Source organism: Streptomyces sp. NPDC031225 (assembly GCF_055570355.1).
In genome coordinates, this window is record NZ_JBVIHJ010000006.1 from 1 (window position 1) to 17046 (window position 17046).

Below are 17046 nucleotides of genomic sequence, written 5' to 3' on the forward strand. Positions count from 1 at the left end.
CAGGCCTATCTGGCCGGCGGCGCGGTGCCGTCGTTCACGTATCACCGGTTCTGGGCCCAGGCGGACATCGCCCTGGCCATGGGCTCGTACGCGGAACTCCTCGAGTAGCCCCCGCTGAGACCGCGTGCGCGACCCCGTCACCCGGCGACGGGGTCACCAGCCGGGCGGCCTCCACCCCCTTGGGGGCCGCCCGGTACCCGGATCCACAAGTTGTCGGGGCCCGTTCCACCCGCATCACCAGCCGCTTCGGAGAATCACCTCAAGACACCCGAACCACCCCCTTGTCAGGAACATGATCCTCTCCTACAGTCCCAGCGAGGTCGCTGTTTGGGAGCGCTCCCAATCCCATGCACAAGCCCTCGCCCCCACATCCCTCGCGGAGGACCCGCATGCAACCCTCACGCCATCAAGTCCGCAGGATGCGCGCGCTCTGCGGTGCGCTGCTGACCACGCTCGTCGCCCTGGCCGCGCTGCTGACCGGCGCCACGGCCTCCCAGGCTGACACAACGATCTGCGAGACGTTCGGCACCACCACGATCCAGGGCCGTTACGTCGTGCAGAACAACCGCTGGGGCACCAGTGCCACCCAGTGCATCTCCGTCACGGACTCGGGCTTCAGGGTCACCCAGGCCGACGGCTCGGTTCCGACGAACGGGGCCCCGAAGTCGTACCCGTCCGTGTACAACGGCTGCCATTACACCAACTGCTCGCCTGGCACCAACCTCCCGGCCCGGCTCAGCTCCATCTCGAGCGCGCCCACGGGTATTTCCTACTCCTACGTGAGCGGTGCGACCTACGATGCCGCCTACGACATCTGGCTGGACCCGACTCCGCGCACCGACGGCGTGAACCGGACCGAGATCATGATCTGGTTCAACCGTGTGGGGTCCGTGCAGCCGGTGGGCTCTCCGGTCGGTTCCGCCACGGTGGCCGGACGCCAGTGGCAGGTGTGGTCCGGCAACAACGGCTCCAACGACGTCTTGTCCTTCGTCGCGCCGTCGGCGATCGGCAGCTGGAACTTCGACGTGATGGACTTCGCCCGGCAGGCCGTCTCGCGCGGACTCGCTCAGGACAGCTGGTACCTGACCAGCATTCAGGCCGGCTTCGAGCCGTGGCAGAACGGTGCGGGCCTGGCCGTGAACTCGTTCTCCTCCACGGTGAACCTCGGTGGCAGCACCCCTGGCGGTCCCGGCACCCCCGGCGGTCCCGTCGCGTGCAAGGTGACGTATGGCACGAATGTCTGGCAGGACGGCTTCACCGCCGACGTCACCGTGGCCAACACGGGTTCTTCCCCGGTCGATGGCTGGAAGGTCGCGTTCACGCTGCCTTCCGGGCAGCGGATCGCCAACGCCTGGAATGCCACCGTCTCGGCGTCAACGGGGTCCGTGACGGCCGCCAACGTCGCGCACAACGCGTCCATCACGCCAGGTGGGCAGGTCTCCTTCGGGTTCCAGGGCACCTACAGCGGCAGCTTCGCCAAGCCGGCCGCCTTCAGCCTCAACGGCACCTCCTGCACCACCGCGTAACCCGCAGAGGAATCCTCCGCGGGGCCCGCCCGGCCGGCCGCCTGCCGACAGGGCGGGTCCCGCTCCTCTCCTCGCGGATCTCCTCGCCGCATCCGGCGACGAGTGCAGAGCAGAGACTCCGCAACGACCAGCACCACACCCCCCTTGGCTGACACGGCACGGGTTCCGGACGGAAGGCGTGTGCCCGGTTCCCTCGGCCCGTAAGATCGGCTATCTCGTGGGGGAGGTGGTCATGGGCACGCGACGCCCCGGTACGCCGACGCTGGAAGAGGTGGCCGCTCACGCCGGGGTGGGGCGGGGCACGGTCTCCCGCGTCATCAACAACGCGGCGGGCGTGAAGGAATCGACACGCCGGGCTGTGCAGCACGCCATCGAGGAACTGGGGTACGTCCCCAATCTCGCGGCCCGCTCCTTGGCCGGCCAGCGAAGCAACGCCGTCGCTCTCGTCCTGACCGAACCTGACTGGAGAGTGTTCGCGGAGCCCTTCTTCTCCGAGATCGTCCGCTCGCTCGGTGACGCGCTGGCGGGCGTCGGAATGCAGCTGATGCTGACCCTGGTCCGCTCGGACGACGACCGGAAGCGCTTCCTGGAGTACGCACGCGGCAGCCGGGTCGACGGAGTTGTGCTGCTGTCCGTGCACGCCGGGGACCGGCTGCCGGACATGCTCGCCGAGGCGCGGCTGCCGACCGTGATGCTGGGTCGCCGCTCGGGCGACGAGTACGTCAGTTATGTGGACGCGGACAACGTGGGGGGTGCCCGCAGCGCCGTCTCCCATCTTGTGTCGCGGGGCCGTAGGACGATCGCCACCATCACCGGGCCATTGGACATGTACGCCGCCCAGTGCCGACTTCGCGGCTATCAGGACGCTCTGGCACTGGCCGGCCTGGACAGCGAGAGGTCCCTGGTCGCCGAGGGTGACTTCACGCAGGACAGCGGACGCCGCGCCATGACCGAACTACTCGAACGGCATCCGGAGATCGACGGCGTGCTCGCCGCGTCCGACACAACGGCCGCAGGGGCTCTGCAGGCCTTGCGCGCGGCAGGCCGAAGCGTGCCGCAGGACGTCGCCGTGATCGGCTTCGACGACTTCCCGCTGGCCCAACGCACCGAGCCACGGCTCACCACGGTGCGTCAACCGCTGGAGGAGATGGGCCGGGCCATGGTCCGGCTGCTCCTGGAGGACATGGAAGAGCCGTCCGTGGCCTACCGCCATGTCATCCTCCGGACCGCGCTGGTCGTCCGCGAGTCGGCCTGAGAACGCCCACCGCTCTGCAACCGACGTGACCACGCAGGATTCGGGAGCGCTCCCGGCCTGCAGGGCACTCGTACGCGTGCCGGCCCGCCCCCAGTTGGGCCCCAAAGTCGTCGGCAACCTTTTCGCCCTGGGCGGCCACTGACCAGTGCACCATCGGCTCGATCCTGAACGGACTGATTGATGACAACGAGGCAGGTCGCGCGGCAGCGCAGGCGCAGACGCAGACTCGTGTTGGGCACCACGGCGGCGGTGGCGACCGCGGGGGCTCTCGCGTTCCTGGTCATGGCGTTGCTCCCCAGCCACAAGGTCGACGCGGGGCCGGCCGCGGCCACCCCCCTCGTGACCACCCAGCCAAAAGCCGCCGACACCTCCGGCCCAGCGTCTCCCAGTGCGACGCCGAGCCCGTCGTCGAGCCCGAGTGCGAGCGGCTCGGCCAGCCCGACAACCACAGCGAGCCCCAAGGCGGCGAAGTCCTCGTCCAAGGGCGTCCAGAAGTCCTCGCGCGGCTCCACCACGCCCCCGTCAGCAGGCCGGATCCGGCCCAACACCTCTTATCAGGGCGTCGCGACCGCCTATGAGGCCGGTGTCGGGGATGGGGCGTGTCTCTTCGGTCCGAGCCCGGACATGATGATCGCGGCGATGAACACCACCGACTACGAGACGTCCAGGGCCTGCGGCGCATACGTGCTCGTCCGCGCGGCCAACGGCAAGTCCATCACCGTACGGATCACCAACGAGTGCCCTCTGCCCTGCGCACCCGGGCAGATCGACCTCAGCCAACAGGCCTTCGCCAAGCTCGCCGACCTCAAGGTCGGCCGGCTCCCCATCACCTGGAGCCTGGTGAGCCCCGGCTCCGTCGGCACCATCTCCATCCGGTACAAGACAGGATCCAGCGCCTACTGGTGTGGCATCCAAGTCATCGGTCACCGCAACCCGGTCGCACGGCTGGAGGTGAGCACCGGGAGCGGCTGGCGACAGTTGCCCCGCACCAGCTTCAACTACTTCATCGCCGCCGACGGTAGCGGCTGCGGAAAGGCGATCAGAGTCACCGACATCTACGGCGAACAACTGACCGTCAGCGGACTCGCAGTGCTGGCGAACGTCGTACAACCGACGCAGGTCCAGTTCGCCCGGCACTGAGGCATGACCGGCCCTTCCAAGCTCGCGGACAGCCGGGCCAACGTCCGGTCCCCAGCACACGTGTGCATCGTGGGGGCCGGACGGGAAGAATCACCGAAGCGGTCTTGGGTCCGCCCAGCGGCGTCGGGCGGCGGTCATCAAGGCCAGTAACAGCGTGATGGCTGGGCCGCGCCACCGCAGAACCAAGAGGCCGCCGCCTGTGACCAGTGCACCACCGACCAGGAGCCACATTCCCAGCCACGCCATCGTGGGCGCACCGGGCAAGCTGCCCTGATCGCAGCCGTCGGCCCAGCCGGTCATCCCATAGCGGAACACCAACCACCCGATGACCAGCAAGTCGACGATGAGGAGCGCCAGGCTGACCCCAACCTGTCGACCGGTCGACGGCACACTTCCGCGTTCCATTCTCACCACCGGTGCCCAAGACGGCTTGTTGACCACATAAGGTCCGCCTGCAGCAGTGACAGACCCTGCACATGAGTACGGCCACTCAGCGAACTGTCGATAACGGGGATGCAGAACTGGCCACAGGATCGTTCTCACTACAGGGCTGCTGGTGCACCTCCTATCTGAACTTTCACTCAGTGTGACCACACTGCACGAAGTGGACCGAGCCCGCTGTCACCTACGAAGCCGACCTCACAGGACGCTCGACGGCAGCCCTGCACCCTCGCCTGTCCACCACCCAACCGCCCTTTCGGTAAGGACACTTCCGACCTCCCGGCGCCGACGGTCGCTACGATCTGCGGCGTGTGCGCAAACATTGTGGTCGCCGAAGACGACGCGAAGCAGGCCGAACTGGTGCGCCGTTACCTGGAGCACGAGGGTCACGCCGTCACGGTCGTCGAGGACGGCCGGACGGCTCTCGAGACGGTCCGGCACCAGGAACCCGACCTGGTCGTCCTCGACGTGATGATGCCCGGAGCCGACGGCCTCGACGTCGTACGGATCCTGCGCGCCGAACGCCGGGAGGTACCGGTGCTGATGCTGACGGCCCGCAGCACCGAGGACGATCTGCTGCTCGGCCTCGACCTCGGCGCCGACGACTACATGACCAAGCCGTTCAGCCCGCGTGAACTCACCGCCCGCGTACGGACGTTGCTGCGGCGCAACCGGCGCGGCCCCGATCCGGCTCCGGTGACCGCACTTGTCTCCGCTCCCGTCTCGGAGCCCGAAGCGGCCCCGGACGACGAGGTGTTGACGGTCGGCGCGCTCAGGGTCGATCCCTCGCGGCACGAGGTCTCGGTCGACGAGACACCCGTCGAGTGCACGCCCGGTGAGTTCCGTATTCTGGCGGCGATGGCGGCCGAGCCCGGCCGGGTCTTCACCAGGGCACGGCTCCTGGACGAGCTGCACGGCTTCGACAAATACATCAGCGGCCGGACCGTCGACGTGCACGTCATGAACCTGCGCAAGAAGATCGAGCGCGCCCCACGACGGCCGGCCCGCCTCATCACCGTCTTCGGCGTCGGATACAAACTCACGGACCCCGCGAAGAACGTGCGCCATGCGTCGTCCTGACAAGGGAGGTGCGGCGGGGGCCGCCCGGCTGCCGCTGCGCAAGAGCCTGGCGGGGCGGCTGTTGACCGTGACGGCGCTGGTGGCCTCGTGCTCGGTCGCCGCGACCGCCTGGCTGGCCGTGCAGACGACCTCCGTCGCGATCCGCCAGGAGCAGGGGCAGAACCTCAAGTCCGACGCGAAGATCTACAACACCCTGCTCGGCTACGCGGCCACCCACCCCGACTGGGACGGCGTCGACACCACCGTGCGAGATCTGGCCCAGGAGTCCGGGCGCCGGATCGTGCTCACCACGCCGGGCCGACGCCCGATCGTGGACTCGGCCGACCCCCGCTCAGCGGGCGGCGGTTCGTCCGACGATCTGCTCGCTCAGCAGGCCTCGGCGGTCGTGGATCCACGCTCCGTCGACCCCGTGCTGGTGCCCGACGCGGCCAAGGCCGGCGCCAACCGCGTCGATCCACGGGCCGTGGGGCCCTTCCGGCTGCCCGCGAAGGAACGCGACGCACTGCGGAAGGCCGCCGCCAGGAGGGTGGAGTGCCTCAGTCAGATGGGTATCGCCGCCGACGTCGTCGAGAGCCCGGGCGGACGGCCCCGCGTCCAGTTCGTGAGCGACGAGACCGAGGGCGGGACCGACAGCGTGACCGACCGTGACATGGCGGCGAAGTGTCTGTCGTCCTACCCGGTCGGTCCCACCGCGACCGAGCGGAAGGCCCTGAGCGCCCTCAACCAACTGGCCGACGCCTGCCTGAAACGACAGGGCCGCACCGCCGTGAAACTGAACCTGGACCTGTCCTGGGACCGGAGTTACGGGTACGGGCGGGACGACGCGGCCCCCGTTACCGAGGACGGCCTCAGCGATCGGGAGGCGAAGGCCCTGGCCGCCAAGAAGGCGGAGGACGCCGCGACGGCCCAACGCGAGGCGGCATCCGGCGGCGCACTCGACTACGCCCCCGGCGAGATCCGCGACAGCGCGTACGACCGGGCCGTGGCCAACTGTGTCGACAGCGCCCGCCGGGAACAGCTCACGGGCTATGTCGCAGATCCCGCACTGCTGTTCATCGACGGCCCAGGAGCCGCCGGCGTGCCCGGCTTCGACCTCTCCCGCGCCAACACCGCGCGCATCGCCGGTGTCACCGCCCTGGTCCTCGCCCTCACCGTCGGCGCCTCGGTGCTCGCCGGAGCCAGACTCGTACGCCCGTTGCACGCGCTCACCGGCGCCGCTCAGCGCATGCGGGACGGCCTGGACGCGACGCCGGTGCCCGTGCCCGTCGTCTCCGACAATGAGATCGGACGGCTGACGGCGGCCTTCAACGACATGGCCGCGCACCGGGCCCGTCTGGAGGAGCAGCGCAAGGTGATGGTCAGCGATGTCGCCCATGAGCTGCGAACGCCGCTGAGCAACATCCGGGGCTGGCTGGAGGCGGCCCACGACGGACTGGCCGTGCCGGACCCCGCGTTCGTCTCCTCGCTCCTGGAGGAGGCGGTGCAGCTCCAGCACCTCATCAACGACCTCCAGGACCTCGGCGCGGCCGACGCGGGCGCCCTGCGGCTGCACCGGAAGCCGGTACGGATCGACGAGCTGCTTGGCCAGGTCGCCGCCGCGCACCAGGGGCTGGCCGAGACTGCGGGCATCACCCTCACGGTCCTGACACCGCCACCGGGCGCCCCTCACCCGCCGCTCCTCGACGCCGACCCCGTACGGCTGCGGCAGACCGTCAGCAACCTGCTCTCCAACGCGGTGCGCCACACCCCGGCCGGCGGCACGGTGACCCTGCGCCGATACGTCACCGACCCGGGGGGCGAGCTCGCCGTGGAGGTGTCCGACACCGGCAGTGGCATTCCGGAGGGCGACCTCCCGTACGTGTTCGACCGTTTCTGGCGGGCGGAGAAGTCCCGCAATCGCAGCACCGGCGGCAGCGGCCTCGGCCTGGCGATCGTCCTCAAGCTCGCCGAGGCCCACGGCGGCACGGTGGACGTGGCGAGCACGGAGGGAGAGGGGGCCACCTTCACCCTGCGGCTGCCGACAGCCGAGTCACGGAAGCCGGAGGGCCCCGGTCGGCCCTGATGGGATGACGACAGCGCTCTGACAGTTTCTTCACAAGTGGCCGTCAGGGTGTGGTCATGCCCGGAACCTGGTGCGGATCGGCAACCAGGAACGACCAAGCCGGGCTGGAACTGGAGCCCTTACATGTCCCGCCGTCTCACCCTGCGCCCGCTGCGTATCGCCGTCCTGACCGGCGTCGCGGCCGGCGCGCTGCTCGTCCCGGCCACCGCGGCCTTCGCCACCGACCCGACGCCGAGCGCGACCGCCGCGACCCAGGCCGACAAGGAGGCCCTGGCGAAGAAGAAGGCCGAGGACGCCAGGACGCGCAAGGAGACCGAGGCCAAGAAGGCCGCCGAAGCCCAGAAGACCGGAGGCAAGGGCTACCCCCGTGGCGGTGTCGCCGCGGGTGAGGCCCCCGCCCAGGACGACAACACCGGCACGCTCATCGGTTCGGCCACCGGCGCGCTGCTGCTCGCGGGCGCCGGCACCTACGTACTGCGCCGCCGCACCACCGCCCGCCGCGAAGGCTGACCCGGCAGCACGACCTCTCGTACGAAACGGTGGCGCCGCCCTTCACCAGGCGGCGCCCTGTCCGTTCCGGCGAACCCTCGCACCCTGTTCTGGAGCCCGAGTTGCCCCCTGCACACCGTCCGGCCCTGTCCCGGGCCCACCTCGCGACCCTCACCCTGTTGACCCTTGTCACCCTGCTCACCGGTTGTTCGTCCGGCCCCGACCCGACGGTCCAGGTCGCCCCCACCGCCCCCGCCGCCGCGTCGGGCGCTCCCAAGTCCGAGCGGCCTGCGGCCGACGCTCCGGCGGCCCCTGCCAAGGTGGCCGTTCCCTCCGTGGGGATCACCAGTTCGCTGATGGAGTTGGGCCTCAACACGGACCAGACGATCCAGGTCCCGCCGGCCGAGGAGGGGATGACCGCGGGCTGGTACACGGGCGGTGCGGTGCCCGGTGAGATCGGCGCGGCCGTCATCATCGGCCACAACGACACCCGCTTCGGCAAGGCCGTCTTCCACGACCTCAAGAAGATCAAGGAGGGTGCGGACATCACCGTCACCGACAAGACGGGAAAAGCCCTCCACTTCACCGTCACGGCCACGGAGAGCGTCGCCAAGAACGCCTTCCCTACGGAGAAGGTCTACGGACCGACCCAGGAACGTGCTCTACGGCTCATCACGTGCGACGGCGACTTCGACGCGCAGGGGCACCCTGTCGACAACCTCATCGTGTACGCGACAGCGAGCTGAGGGCCGTAGGCGTGTCCGTTTCGCCCTGTCGTCACGAGTAACGTCCGCGGCTCGATCGTCAGCGGCCGGTTCCAGAAGTGCGCCGCCGAACCGTCGATACGCGTCAGCCACGGCGAGGCGATCCGCCGCGACTGCCTGGAGGCCGTCACCGCTCTCGCCTGCGCCGCCGGCGACCACCGCCGGGCGATGTGGATGCGCGGCAACGCCGCCTTTGAGGAGGCCGGCACCGAGCGGATCGAGGCCCTGCGCGGTGAGAGCCACATGACCCGGTCTGCCGTCGCCCGCCCGCTGGTGGCACTGCGGGGGCGCTGTCACGTTGTTGAGCATGTTGGAATCTGACATGGTGCCAGGGTGTGGCCGGCCCTGGCCTCCACTCTTGATTCAAGCTGCGGTGGGCTGGCCGACGATGCTGGTGATCTGGTCCCAGATCGTGAAGCGGGTGGTCATCTCGGTGCGGTGGTCGGGGGCGTTCATCAGGTGCCGTCGGGGGCGGAAGTGGGGCGAGATGCCACTGAAGGCGGACAGAAACCGCTGGGCTGCGCCGACGCTGCGGAAGCCCTTCATCGCGCGTTCGCGTTGTCTGGTGCGCTGGTGGGCTGGTGGCTGTACTCGGCCCGGTCGTTCAGGTACTTCGACTGCCGGTGCCCGACAGAGGGCATGACCTCGCGGTGGGCCGCGCCGTAGGTGGTCCCGGGCGTGACGGGTGAAGTTCCGTTCCACCAGGTGAGCGACGGATGGGGTGACGTGCTTGGCGCGGGGCGCCGGCTGCCGGGCAGGCCGACGCACTACATCAGCAGCTCCACAGTGCCGTGGCCGACATGGACGCGCAGGCCCAGGCCGAGTTCGGCATGGACCCGTCGGGAGCCGTAGGTGCCGCGGGCGACGGTGTGGATGCCGACGACGGCCTCGGCCAGTCAGGCGTGCTTGACCAGGCGGTTCGACGGCGGACGGTCCTGCCAGGCGTAGTACCCGGACTCGGCGACGTACAGCACCCGGCAGGCCACTTGCACCGGCAGATGCTCACCGGCCATCACGCGGATGGCTTCGAACCGCCTTTTGGGGACGTCACCTCACCCAGCAGTCCGGCAGCACGGCGATGGATGGCCAACTCGGCCTCCTGCTCGCGCTCGCCCGGCGACGGGTCGACGTGCTGTGGGCCATGCTGCGCGACAAGAGGCTGTTCACCACCGTCTCACCGGTCACGCAGGCGGCTTGACACGGTCATTGAGATTTACCTTGCTCGTGCTGATGAGGTGCAGTTCGGGCGTCCGGCGCCGCGAGGAGTACGACGGCGTCGGCGACCGCAGTGCCGCCCGAGGTGAGCTCGACGACGGAACGGCTCAGGGCCGGCTCGTGCAACGCGGCGTCGATGAACGCCGCCACGTCCTCGCGGGGCACCTCTCCGTACTCGACGGCAGGACCGGCGGTGACTCGACCGGTGCCGGGGGTGTCCAGGAGCGTGCCGGGCCGGACGATGAGCCAGTCCAGAGCGGTACGGGTCAGATACACATCAGAGGTCTTCTTGACCTTCATGTAGTGCTCGAAGCCCTCACCGCCCTGGCCACCGCGGAGGGCATCCGGGAACACGGACACGAGCACGAACCGCTTCGCCCCCGCCCTCGCCGCGGCATCGGCGGCCTTCTCCAGGCCACGGCCATCGATCAGCGTGGTCTTGTCCAAGCCGGTGCCATGAGCGCCGGCCGAGAACACCACGGCGTCGTGCCCGCGCATCTTCTGCGCGAGCTCGTCCACCGAGTCGCCGATCAGGTCCCCCACCAGCGGTGTCGCACCGGCCGCACGCACGCTCTCGCCCTGCTCGGGCCCGCGGTGCATGCCGGTCACCTCGTCCCCGCGGGCGGTGAGCAGCCTGCTGAGGGGGCGGCCGACTCCTCCGGCAGCTCCGATCTGGAATACCTTCATGATCTTCTCGCTTCTCTGCGGACGTCGTACGAGGGGCTCGAACGTGCGGATCACCGGTCAGGCGGCGAAGACCTGGGAGTCGTCGGCGAACGCCTTGAACTCCAGTGCGTTGCCGGCCGGGTCGAGGAGGAACATCGTTCGCTGCTCGCCCTGCTGCCCCGCGAAGCGCACATAGGGATCGATGACGAACTCGGTGCCCGCGGCGCGCAGCCGTTCGGCGAGCCGGTCGAACGCCTCGATCGTCAGGATCAGACCGAAGTGCGGCACCGGGACGTCGTGGCCGTCGACCGGGTTGTGCATGCGCTGGGCGCGCTGCGGCGCGAGGTGGGTGACGAACTGGTGGCCGTGCAGATTCCAGTCCACCCAGGTGTCCGCGCTGCGGCCCTGTTCCAGGCCGAGCAGCTCGCCGTAGAAGCGGCGTGCAGCCGCCAGGTCATCGACCGGCACGGCCAGGTGGAACCGCGGGATCGGGGAGTCGAGAACGCTCATGACACTGCCCTCCTGTGACGGGTCCGGGCGCACCGTCCCGACACATGTAGGAATGTTGACATTACGACAACGCTGGAATGTTAACATTAGAACAACGAGAAGGGGAGGCCATGATCAATCGGGACGAAGTGGCACCGGCGCGCCGCCGGGGGCTGGCCGACGAGGTCGCCGACCGCATCCGGGAGGCCATCTTCAGCGGCACCTACGCTCCCGGTGCCCAGCTGCGCGAGGTCGAGCTGTCCGGCGTGATGGACGTGAGCCGCGGCCCGGTGCGCGAAGCACTCCGGCTGCTCGAACGCGAGGGCCTGGTTCACTGCGCATGGCACCGAGGCACCACGGTGACGACGCTGTCCCCCGAGGATGTGGCCGAGCTCGACAGCCTGCGAGCCGCACTGGAGGACCTGGCCGTCCGGCAGGTGGTCACTCACGCCTCGGACGAGGACCTCTCGACCATCGCGAAGACCGCCGAAGCAATGGAGCGCGCCGCCGACGCACACGAAATGGTCCGTTGCGACATCGAGTTTCACGACGCCGTCTTCGCCGCCGCCCGCCACCAGCGCCTCGCCGACGCGTGGGAGGCCCTCCGCTGCCAGGTCCACCTGTTCCTGCTGACACGGATCAGCCACAGCACTGAGGGATACCTCAGCCGCATCCCGCGAGAACATCGCGAGCTCGTCACGGCACTGCGCTCCCGCGACATCGAGACCGCACTCGATCTCTTCGCCGCACATCGCCGCCACGCCGTCGACGTGGTCGCCGGAACCCTCACCTGAGTGTCGTCAAACGAAACGAATGACGACAGGCGTCCCGTACGTCCAATGTGTGCAACATTCCGCGAGTTCCTCTGAGCCCTGCTGAGTCCGTATCCGTGTGGGCAGGGTGTTCTGTCTTCCCGGGCGTTCGCACTGAGGGCCGCCGGCCTGCCCGCTGGTGTTCCTCCCCCATGGCCGGGGTCAAGGCCCGCAGCCCCCCGGGCCAAAACAGCCCTCATGCCGATGACCGTAGGCCGGACCAGGCAGCGGCATCGGCCAAACGGCTGAAGGTCTGGTAGGTCCGGCCTGCGGTCCTGACCGTTCGGCCGAGGCGCATGTCCGGGCCCACGGGCGAGGGTGGAGCCGCATCCTCACCACCGGACACCAGGAGTACGCGATGCAGCGAAGCAAGTTCCTCATCGGCGTCGGCGGCGGCGTGACAGCTGTGGTCGCGCTCGGCGGTCTCGGAACGCATCTGCTCGCCGGCACCGAGTCGACCACCGGGCTGGACGACCACACCACGGCATCGGTGGACGGCCACCGGGCGCTCGCGGCGAACATCGTCGCGGGCCGCACCGAGAGCAAGTACCACCCGCTGCCCTGGGTCGGCGACAAGCTTTCCGACGTCACCTGCCCGACCGGCCTCAAGGCCGTGACCGGGGCAACCCTCACCTGCACCGGCAAGAAGAGCGACGGTGCCACCATCAAGATCCCCGTCCGTGTGACCAAGGCCGGCGCCAAGAGCGTCACCTGGAAATTCGAGCGCTGAGAAGGGCCGACCACACACTATGAGCACCGTCCTGGCCGGACACGGCCTCGTCAAGAAGTACGACTCCACCACCGCCCTGGCCGACGTGGACGCAGACGTCCGCAAGCGCGACACACTGGCGATCATGGGCCCGTCGGGGTCCGACAAGTCGACCCTGCTGCACACCCTCGCCGGTATCGTCCAGCCCGACGGCGGCCAGGTGCTGCTGCGCGGCGAGCGCATCGACAAACTGGGCGAGAACAGGCTCAGCACACTGCGCCGCAAGCGGTTCGGGTTCGTGTTCCAGTCCGGCCAGTTGCTGCCGGAGCTGCCGGCTGAGGAGCACGTGGCGCTGCCGCTGATGCTGGAGGGCATCCCACGCAAGGCAGCCGTCGAGCGAGCCCGTGAACCTTCCTCTTGATCGTGGACACCTGGAGACTGGGGCCTGAGGGTCCAGAGGAAGTAGCACCAGGTGGGAAGCAAGTACACGAAGCGGTACACCGAAGAGTTCAAGCGGGACGCGATCGCGCTCGTCGACTCCTCGGGCAAGACGGTCACGGCGGTCGCCCGGGAGCTCGGCATCAGCTCCGAGTCCCTGCGTGGCTGGTACCGCAATGCAAAGGTGGACCGGGGCGGGGGCGCGTCCGGCGAATTGAGCAGTACCGAGCGCGAGGAGCTCAAGCGGTTGCGGCGGGTCACGTCCGCTGATGCCAGAGCCAACCCTCGGATCAGGTCGAACCCGTACGCCACTTCCCTGAACGCAACCGCCTTCCGCACCCCACCCGGCGGCCCGGCGCAGACCGCCTCGGCATACGACAGCCGCGCGTCAAGCCGAACACCACCGCATCAGTTTCAGGAGTTCTCATGACACTCGCCCCTCCGCCCTCGGTCTCCTCGTTGTCCGACGTCCGCCTGCGCCCGGTGGCTCAGCCGTCACGCGGCCTCACACCCGAGCGCATCGACGGCACCTGGTGGCCCCGTTCGTACGATCTGGCGTCCGAACTGCCCAGGCTGCTGGACGAACTCCCGCATACCTGGGGGTAAATCACCAGCATCCTGGTGGACGGGGCGGTGTGGCCCCCGTTCCCGGGCCGGCTTCTCGTCGCCGGCGAGGTCGTACGCCTGCTCCGGACGACTGCCCGGCATGCCCCTCCACGGTCTGCCTGTTCGCTCCGGGCCGCCGCCGGTGGGACCTGGTGGTGGCCGCCCGGTGCCACGGAGGCGGAGGCGCAACGGCTCATGGATGGTAGGGACGGTGCCGTGGCGGACAACAGCGCGGCGTGAACGGACCGGAACCCGGCAGCCACAGCCGGGCGGGGCGGGGTCCATGGGGCGGACGCCCGGTCCAAGGCCGGCATGCTGTCCGGACGTGGAGCCCGTTTGAGGCGCCGACGGAGTAGCCTTGGGCTACCGAGGGTATTCCGTGCATCGGCTTCCGTGCCTGTGTCACTTTCGGCGAGTGACTACGCCGGGCCGGTTCCGGCCGGTCCGGGGCAGGGTCCGCGTCATGACTGCGACCGCTTCCCCCACGCCGATTCCAGCAGGGCCCTCCGCTTCGTCTCCCCCACTGCCTCCGGCCCTCCTCGGTTTCCCGATCGCTCTGCCCCATCCGCTGTGGGAGCGGACCACGCGGGGCACGGCGAATCCGCCGTATCCGCCTGCCGGTTCGGGTGACATGTCCGTCGCCGGGCAGGTGTGGTCGCCTCCCGTCTCGGCTGCCCAGCTGATGGCGGCCGGGAGCGACGGCCTACGTACATCGGCCGTGCGCGGGCTGATGTCGGAGGCGGCGCGCCTGCGCACGGTGTCGGAGACCGACTTGGCCGTGGAGACCGCCTGGGAGTCCGAAGGGGCCCCCTCGGTCCGCGCGGCCCGCGATCCGGGCGCACGTCCACGGATCCCGGCGGTTTCCGCCGCGCCGGTCGATCCGGCGAGGGGGCGTTGAAGCCCGTGGAGACCCTGGTGACCGTGGGTGTGATCCTGGCGATGATCGCCCTGGGGACGCTGCTGATCCGCCTGCTCGACAACCCAGTACGGCCGGAACGGCACGTCCGGAGGCGAGGGAAGGAAGTCACCATGAACACCGTCAGGCTCCTGGCCGACTCCGGCGACGAGCCGGTGCGTCCCGGCACCGCGGTCCCGTGATGGCGACGGCGCCCCGGCGCACGGGGACGTTCGACGCAGTGCGGTGGCTGCGGTCACGTGACGACGTCGAGAGCCGGTTGCCCGGCCTCCTCGGCGTACCGACGGGCCGCCTGGGCCCCATCACCCGGGCCGACGTACCGCGGAGTTCACCCGGCTGAGCCGGGTCGACGCGACAGAACTACGACAGCAGCCCCGGACCCCGGCCGCACCGCAGACGACGGACCGGGGTCCTCCCGTGTCGTGTGCATTCCGGACCACTCGGGTCCGGGACCGTCATCGACGTGAGGAAGGTGAGAACCATGGGTGTTCTGATCACCGTGCTGGCAGTGTGCGCCGTGGCCGGACTGGCCCTGCTGGCCCTGAGCCTGCGCAGCGTCCAGCAGTACGAGAAGGGCGTGGTGTTCCGCTTCGGGCGGCTGCTGCCGGACATCCGAGGGCCGGGCCTGCGTGTCATCAGGCCGATCGGGGACCGGCTACGGAAGGTGTCCGTGCAGACCGAGGTCCTGGGCATCCCGCCGCAGCGGTCCATCACCGCCGACAACGTGACTCTCACCGTCGACGCGGTCGTTTACTTCCGGGTCGTCGACCCCGTCAAGGCCCTGGTGAACGTGAGCGACTACCCCAGCGCCGTCTCCCAGATCGCCCAGACCTCGCTCCGCGCGGTCATCGGCAGGGCCGACCTGGACACGCTGCTCTCCGACCGCGACCACATCAACGCGGAACTCAAGAAGGTGATGGACGCCCCCACCGAGGAGCCCTGGGGGCTGCGCGTCGAACGCGTGGAGATCAAGGACATCGCGCTTCCGGAGTCGATGATGCGCTCGATGTCCAAGCAGGCCGAGGCCGAGCGGGAACGTCGTGCCCGGGTCATCGCCGCGGATGGAGAATTCCAGGCATCCCAGCGGCTGACCGACGCCGCCGCGACCATGGCCGACACTCCCGGAGCACTCCAACTGCGCCTGCTCCAGACCGTGGTGGACGTCTCCGCCGAGAAGAACAGCACCCTCGTGATGCCCTTCCCCGTGGAGATGCTTCGCTTCTTCGAGCGCCAGAGCGGGGACAGCGACGGCGAGTCCGCCGGACGGCGCGTACACCGGACCACCAGGCGCCCCGCGCTCTCCACGGGCGCTGCGATCCCCGGACCCGCCACCCCGGCGCCGGTCGTCGTGCCGTCGCCCTCGCTGCCCGGGGAGCGGATCGGCGGCCGGGCGGAAGTGGCACGGGAGCGACGGAACAACTGGCCGACGAGGAGTGACGCCGAGGAGGCGCTGAACGGCTGACCCCGGACGGCCCGCCGGTCACGCGCACAGCAGAGAGAGCCGGCTCCGCATCACAACGTCGGCCGTCACACGTCACAGCACTGACCACCCAGCGCACAGCGTCAGTCGGACACCACGCGCCTGGGAGGCCGGACAAGCCGTCCGGCCCCTCAGGGCGTACCGCTGGTACACCACAAGGCCGGGTCCGGCCCGCGTCGCGCATGCTCCGACGGACACCGAGAAACCGAGGCGTCAATGTCCTTCCCACCATCAGACATCCTCCGGTACCACCGGATCCCGTGCGGTGCGCCGTGACGGCCTCGCCGCCGCGGAAGCAGCCGCCGCGAGGTGAGGCGAACGCGCCCACCCCCATGCACACGACGCGCCTGCGCAGGCTGAACCGCTGGCAGGCCGAGACCCGGCGGGAGGACCTGGCCGATCTCTACGTGGAGTCCGTCCGGACGCGGTCCGGTGAGGAGTACCGGGGCCGGGAGGCGTTTCTGCGACGGCTGACCGGCGACATCCGCCGGCCCGGGTTCGCCCTCCTGGTCGCGGAGGACACGGGTTTCGCGGGGTGTGTCTTCGGGTTCCCGGTGGGGCGTGAGGGGACCTGGTGGAAGGGGTTCTGCGGGCCCCTGCCGCGGAACGTCGGACAACTCACCGCGTCCGGGCACGCCTTCGCCATCACCGACACCGTGGTGCACCCGCACGCACGGGGCCAGGACATCGCCCGCAGGCTGCAGGAGCGTCTGCTCGCCGACCATCACTCCTCGCTCGGCGCCACGCTCGTGGATCAGGACGACGTCGTGTCCCTCGCCGCCTTCCGGTCCTGGGGATGGCGGGACATCGGGGAGGTCCGTCGCTCGGGCGACAGCACGGTGCTGCTGGCCCTGGTCCTGTCCGTCGGGCCGCGTACAGCCGCTCATCCGGACGGACTCACCCACGAGGACCGCACCCAACGCCCCGACTGACTGCCGCGTCGACGGCCTGGTGGTCG

At 69.6% G+C, this 17046-nt stretch carries 18 protein-coding genes and 2 pseudogenes; 16 read left to right on the forward strand and 4 right to left on the reverse strand.

Translation table 11 applies throughout. The features are described 5' to 3' along the window. From ACZ48Z_RS11715 to ACZ48Z_RS11750, 8 genes are all read left to right on the forward strand, one after another. On the forward strand, positions 1-108 hold a 108-nt coding region (locus tag ACZ48Z_RS11715), incomplete at its 5' end, for a glycoside hydrolase family 48 protein (protein ID WP_389821076.1). Between the two features lie 281 nt (positions 109-389). After that, positions 390-1526 carry a glycoside hydrolase family 12 protein gene (locus ACZ48Z_RS11720; protein ID WP_468735655.1) on the forward strand — a complete coding sequence of 379 codons (1137 nt, stop codon included), beginning with the start codon at positions 390-392 and terminating at the stop codon, positions 1524-1526. Positions 1527-1758: 232 nt separating this feature from the next. After that, on the forward strand, positions 1759-2781 hold the full coding sequence (locus tag ACZ48Z_RS11725; RefSeq protein WP_468735656.1) for a LacI family DNA-binding transcriptional regulator: 1023 nt from the start codon (positions 1759-1761) through the stop codon (positions 2779-2781). 180 nt (positions 2782-2961) lie between these two features. Next, positions 2962-3921, forward strand: coding sequence for an expansin EXLX1 family cellulose-binding protein (locus ACZ48Z_RS11730; protein ID WP_468735657.1), 960 nt, complete (start codon positions 2962-2964; stop codon positions 3919-3921). Positions 3922-4671: 750 nt separating this feature from the next. Beyond that, on the forward strand, positions 4672-5442 hold the full coding sequence (locus tag ACZ48Z_RS11735) for a response regulator transcription factor (RefSeq protein WP_468735658.1): 771 nt from the start codon (positions 4672-4674) through the stop codon (positions 5440-5442). Then, a complete protein-coding gene (locus ACZ48Z_RS11740) occupies positions 5429-7504 on the forward strand; it encodes a sensor histidine kinase (protein ID WP_468735659.1) in 2076 nt (691 codons plus the stop codon). The genes ACZ48Z_RS11735 and ACZ48Z_RS11740 overlap by 14 nt, the downstream gene beginning before the upstream one ends. 123 nt (positions 7505-7627) lie before the next feature. Next, complete coding sequence (locus ACZ48Z_RS11745) at positions 7628-8014, forward strand: sortase-dependent protein (protein WP_468735660.1); 387 nt, start codon at positions 7628-7630, stop codon at positions 8012-8014. Between the two features lie 101 nt (positions 8015-8115). Continuing rightward, a complete protein-coding gene (locus ACZ48Z_RS11750) occupies positions 8116-8739 on the forward strand; it encodes a class F sortase (protein WP_468735661.1) in 624 nt (207 codons plus the stop codon). Between the two features lie 381 nt (positions 8740-9120). Here ACZ48Z_RS11750 and ACZ48Z_RS11755 read toward each other — a convergent pair. From ACZ48Z_RS11755 to ACZ48Z_RS11770, 4 genes and pseudogenes are all read right to left on the reverse strand, one after another. Then, positions 9121-9425: pseudogene (locus ACZ48Z_RS11755) on the reverse strand (IS6 family transposase); the annotation flags it as partial. 99 nt (positions 9426-9524) lie between these two features. Then, positions 9525-9653 (reverse strand): transposase, encoded by a 129-nt coding sequence (locus tag ACZ48Z_RS11760; protein WP_468735991.1) that lies wholly within the window; start codon positions 9651-9653, stop codon positions 9525-9527. Positions 9654-9960: 307 nt separating this feature from the next. Continuing rightward, the gene (locus ACZ48Z_RS11765) at positions 9961-10659 is read right to left on the reverse strand and encodes an NAD(P)H-binding protein (RefSeq protein WP_468735662.1); all 699 of its coding nucleotides are present in this window, start codon (positions 10657-10659) and stop codon (positions 9961-9963) included. A gap of 57 nt (positions 10660-10716) precedes the next feature. Further along, complete coding sequence (locus ACZ48Z_RS11770) at positions 10717-11148, reverse strand: VOC family protein (RefSeq protein WP_468735663.1); 432 nt, start codon at positions 11146-11148, stop codon at positions 10717-10719. Positions 11149-11258: 110 nt separating this feature from the next. On the opposite strand from ACZ48Z_RS11770, the gene ACZ48Z_RS11775 reads away from it, so the two are divergent. The 8 genes and pseudogenes from ACZ48Z_RS11775 (at position 11259) to ACZ48Z_RS11810 (ending at position 17020) form a co-directional block, all read left to right on the forward strand. Further along, positions 11259-11921, forward strand: a complete 663-nt coding sequence (locus ACZ48Z_RS11775) for a GntR family transcriptional regulator (protein ID WP_468735664.1) — start codon at positions 11259-11261, stop codon at positions 11919-11921. Positions 11922-12297: 376 nt separating this feature from the next. Continuing rightward, positions 12298-12669 carry a DUF4333 domain-containing protein gene (locus tag ACZ48Z_RS11780; protein ID WP_468735665.1) on the forward strand — a complete coding sequence of 124 codons (372 nt, stop codon included), beginning with the start codon at positions 12298-12300 and terminating at the stop codon, positions 12667-12669. 19 nt (positions 12670-12688) lie between these two features. Continuing rightward, a pseudogene (locus ACZ48Z_RS11785) lies at positions 12689-13054 on the forward strand (ATP-binding cassette domain-containing protein); the annotation flags it as partial. 66 nt (positions 13055-13120) lie between these two features. Then, positions 13121-13516, forward strand: coding sequence for a transposase (locus ACZ48Z_RS11790; RefSeq protein WP_468735666.1), 396 nt, complete (start codon positions 13121-13123; stop codon positions 13514-13516). After that, positions 13513-13692 (forward strand): DUF5994 family protein, encoded by a 180-nt coding sequence (locus ACZ48Z_RS11795; RefSeq protein ID WP_468735667.1) that lies wholly within the window; start codon positions 13513-13515, stop codon positions 13690-13692. Before ACZ48Z_RS11790 ends, ACZ48Z_RS11795 begins: the two co-directional genes overlap by 4 nt. Positions 13693-14595: 903 nt before the next feature. Further along, positions 14596-14790 carry a hypothetical protein gene (locus ACZ48Z_RS11800; RefSeq protein WP_468735668.1) on the forward strand — a complete coding sequence of 65 codons (195 nt, stop codon included), beginning with the start codon at positions 14596-14598 and terminating at the stop codon, positions 14788-14790. Positions 14791-15089: 299 nt separating this feature from the next. Continuing rightward, a complete protein-coding gene (locus ACZ48Z_RS11805) occupies positions 15090-16070 on the forward strand; it encodes a slipin family protein (protein ID WP_468735669.1) in 981 nt (326 codons plus the stop codon). A gap of 350 nt (positions 16071-16420) precedes the next feature. Beyond that, positions 16421-17020 carry a GNAT family N-acetyltransferase gene (locus ACZ48Z_RS11810; RefSeq protein WP_468735670.1) on the forward strand — a complete coding sequence of 200 codons (600 nt, stop codon included), beginning with the start codon at positions 16421-16423 and terminating at the stop codon, positions 17018-17020. The last annotated feature ends 26 nt before the right edge of the window (positions 17021-17046 follow it).

Bases quoted from the DNA above. Each gene is read 5' to 3' on its own strand.
- ACZ48Z_RS11765 (WP_468735662.1), bottom strand. From the start codon at position 10,659: ATGAAGGTATTCCAGATCGGAGCTGCCGGAGGAGTCGGCCGCCCCCTC.
- ACZ48Z_RS11740 (WP_468735659.1), top strand. From the start codon at position 5,429: ATGCGTCGTCCTGACAAGGGAGGTGCGGCGGGGGCCGCCCGGCTGCCG.
- ACZ48Z_RS11725 (WP_468735656.1), top strand. From the start codon at position 1,759: ATGGGCACGCGACGCCCCGGTACGCCGACGCTGGAAGAGGTGGCCGCT.
- ACZ48Z_RS11810 (WP_468735670.1), top strand. From the start codon at position 16,421: ATGCACACGACGCGCCTGCGCAGGCTGAACCGCTGGCAGGCCGAGACC.
- ACZ48Z_RS11770 (WP_468735663.1), bottom strand. From the start codon at position 11,148: ATGAGCGTTCTCGACTCCCCGATCCCGCGGTTCCACCTGGCCGTGCCG.
- ACZ48Z_RS11720 (WP_468735655.1), top strand. From the start codon at position 390: ATGCAACCCTCACGCCATCAAGTCCGCAGGATGCGCGCGCTCTGCGGT.
- ACZ48Z_RS11745 (WP_468735660.1), top strand. From the start codon at position 7,628: ATGTCCCGCCGTCTCACCCTGCGCCCGCTGCGTATCGCCGTCCTGACC.
- ACZ48Z_RS11730 (WP_468735657.1), top strand. From the start codon at position 2,962: ATGACAACGAGGCAGGTCGCGCGGCAGCGCAGGCGCAGACGCAGACTC.
- ACZ48Z_RS11780 (WP_468735665.1), top strand. From the start codon at position 12,298: ATGCAGCGAAGCAAGTTCCTCATCGGCGTCGGCGGCGGCGTGACAGCT.
- ACZ48Z_RS11805 (WP_468735669.1), top strand. From the start codon at position 15,090: ATGGGTGTTCTGATCACCGTGCTGGCAGTGTGCGCCGTGGCCGGACTG.
- ACZ48Z_RS11775 (WP_468735664.1), top strand. From the start codon at position 11,259: ATGATCAATCGGGACGAAGTGGCACCGGCGCGCCGCCGGGGGCTGGCC.
- ACZ48Z_RS11795 (WP_468735667.1), top strand. From the start codon at position 13,513: ATGACACTCGCCCCTCCGCCCTCGGTCTCCTCGTTGTCCGACGTCCGC.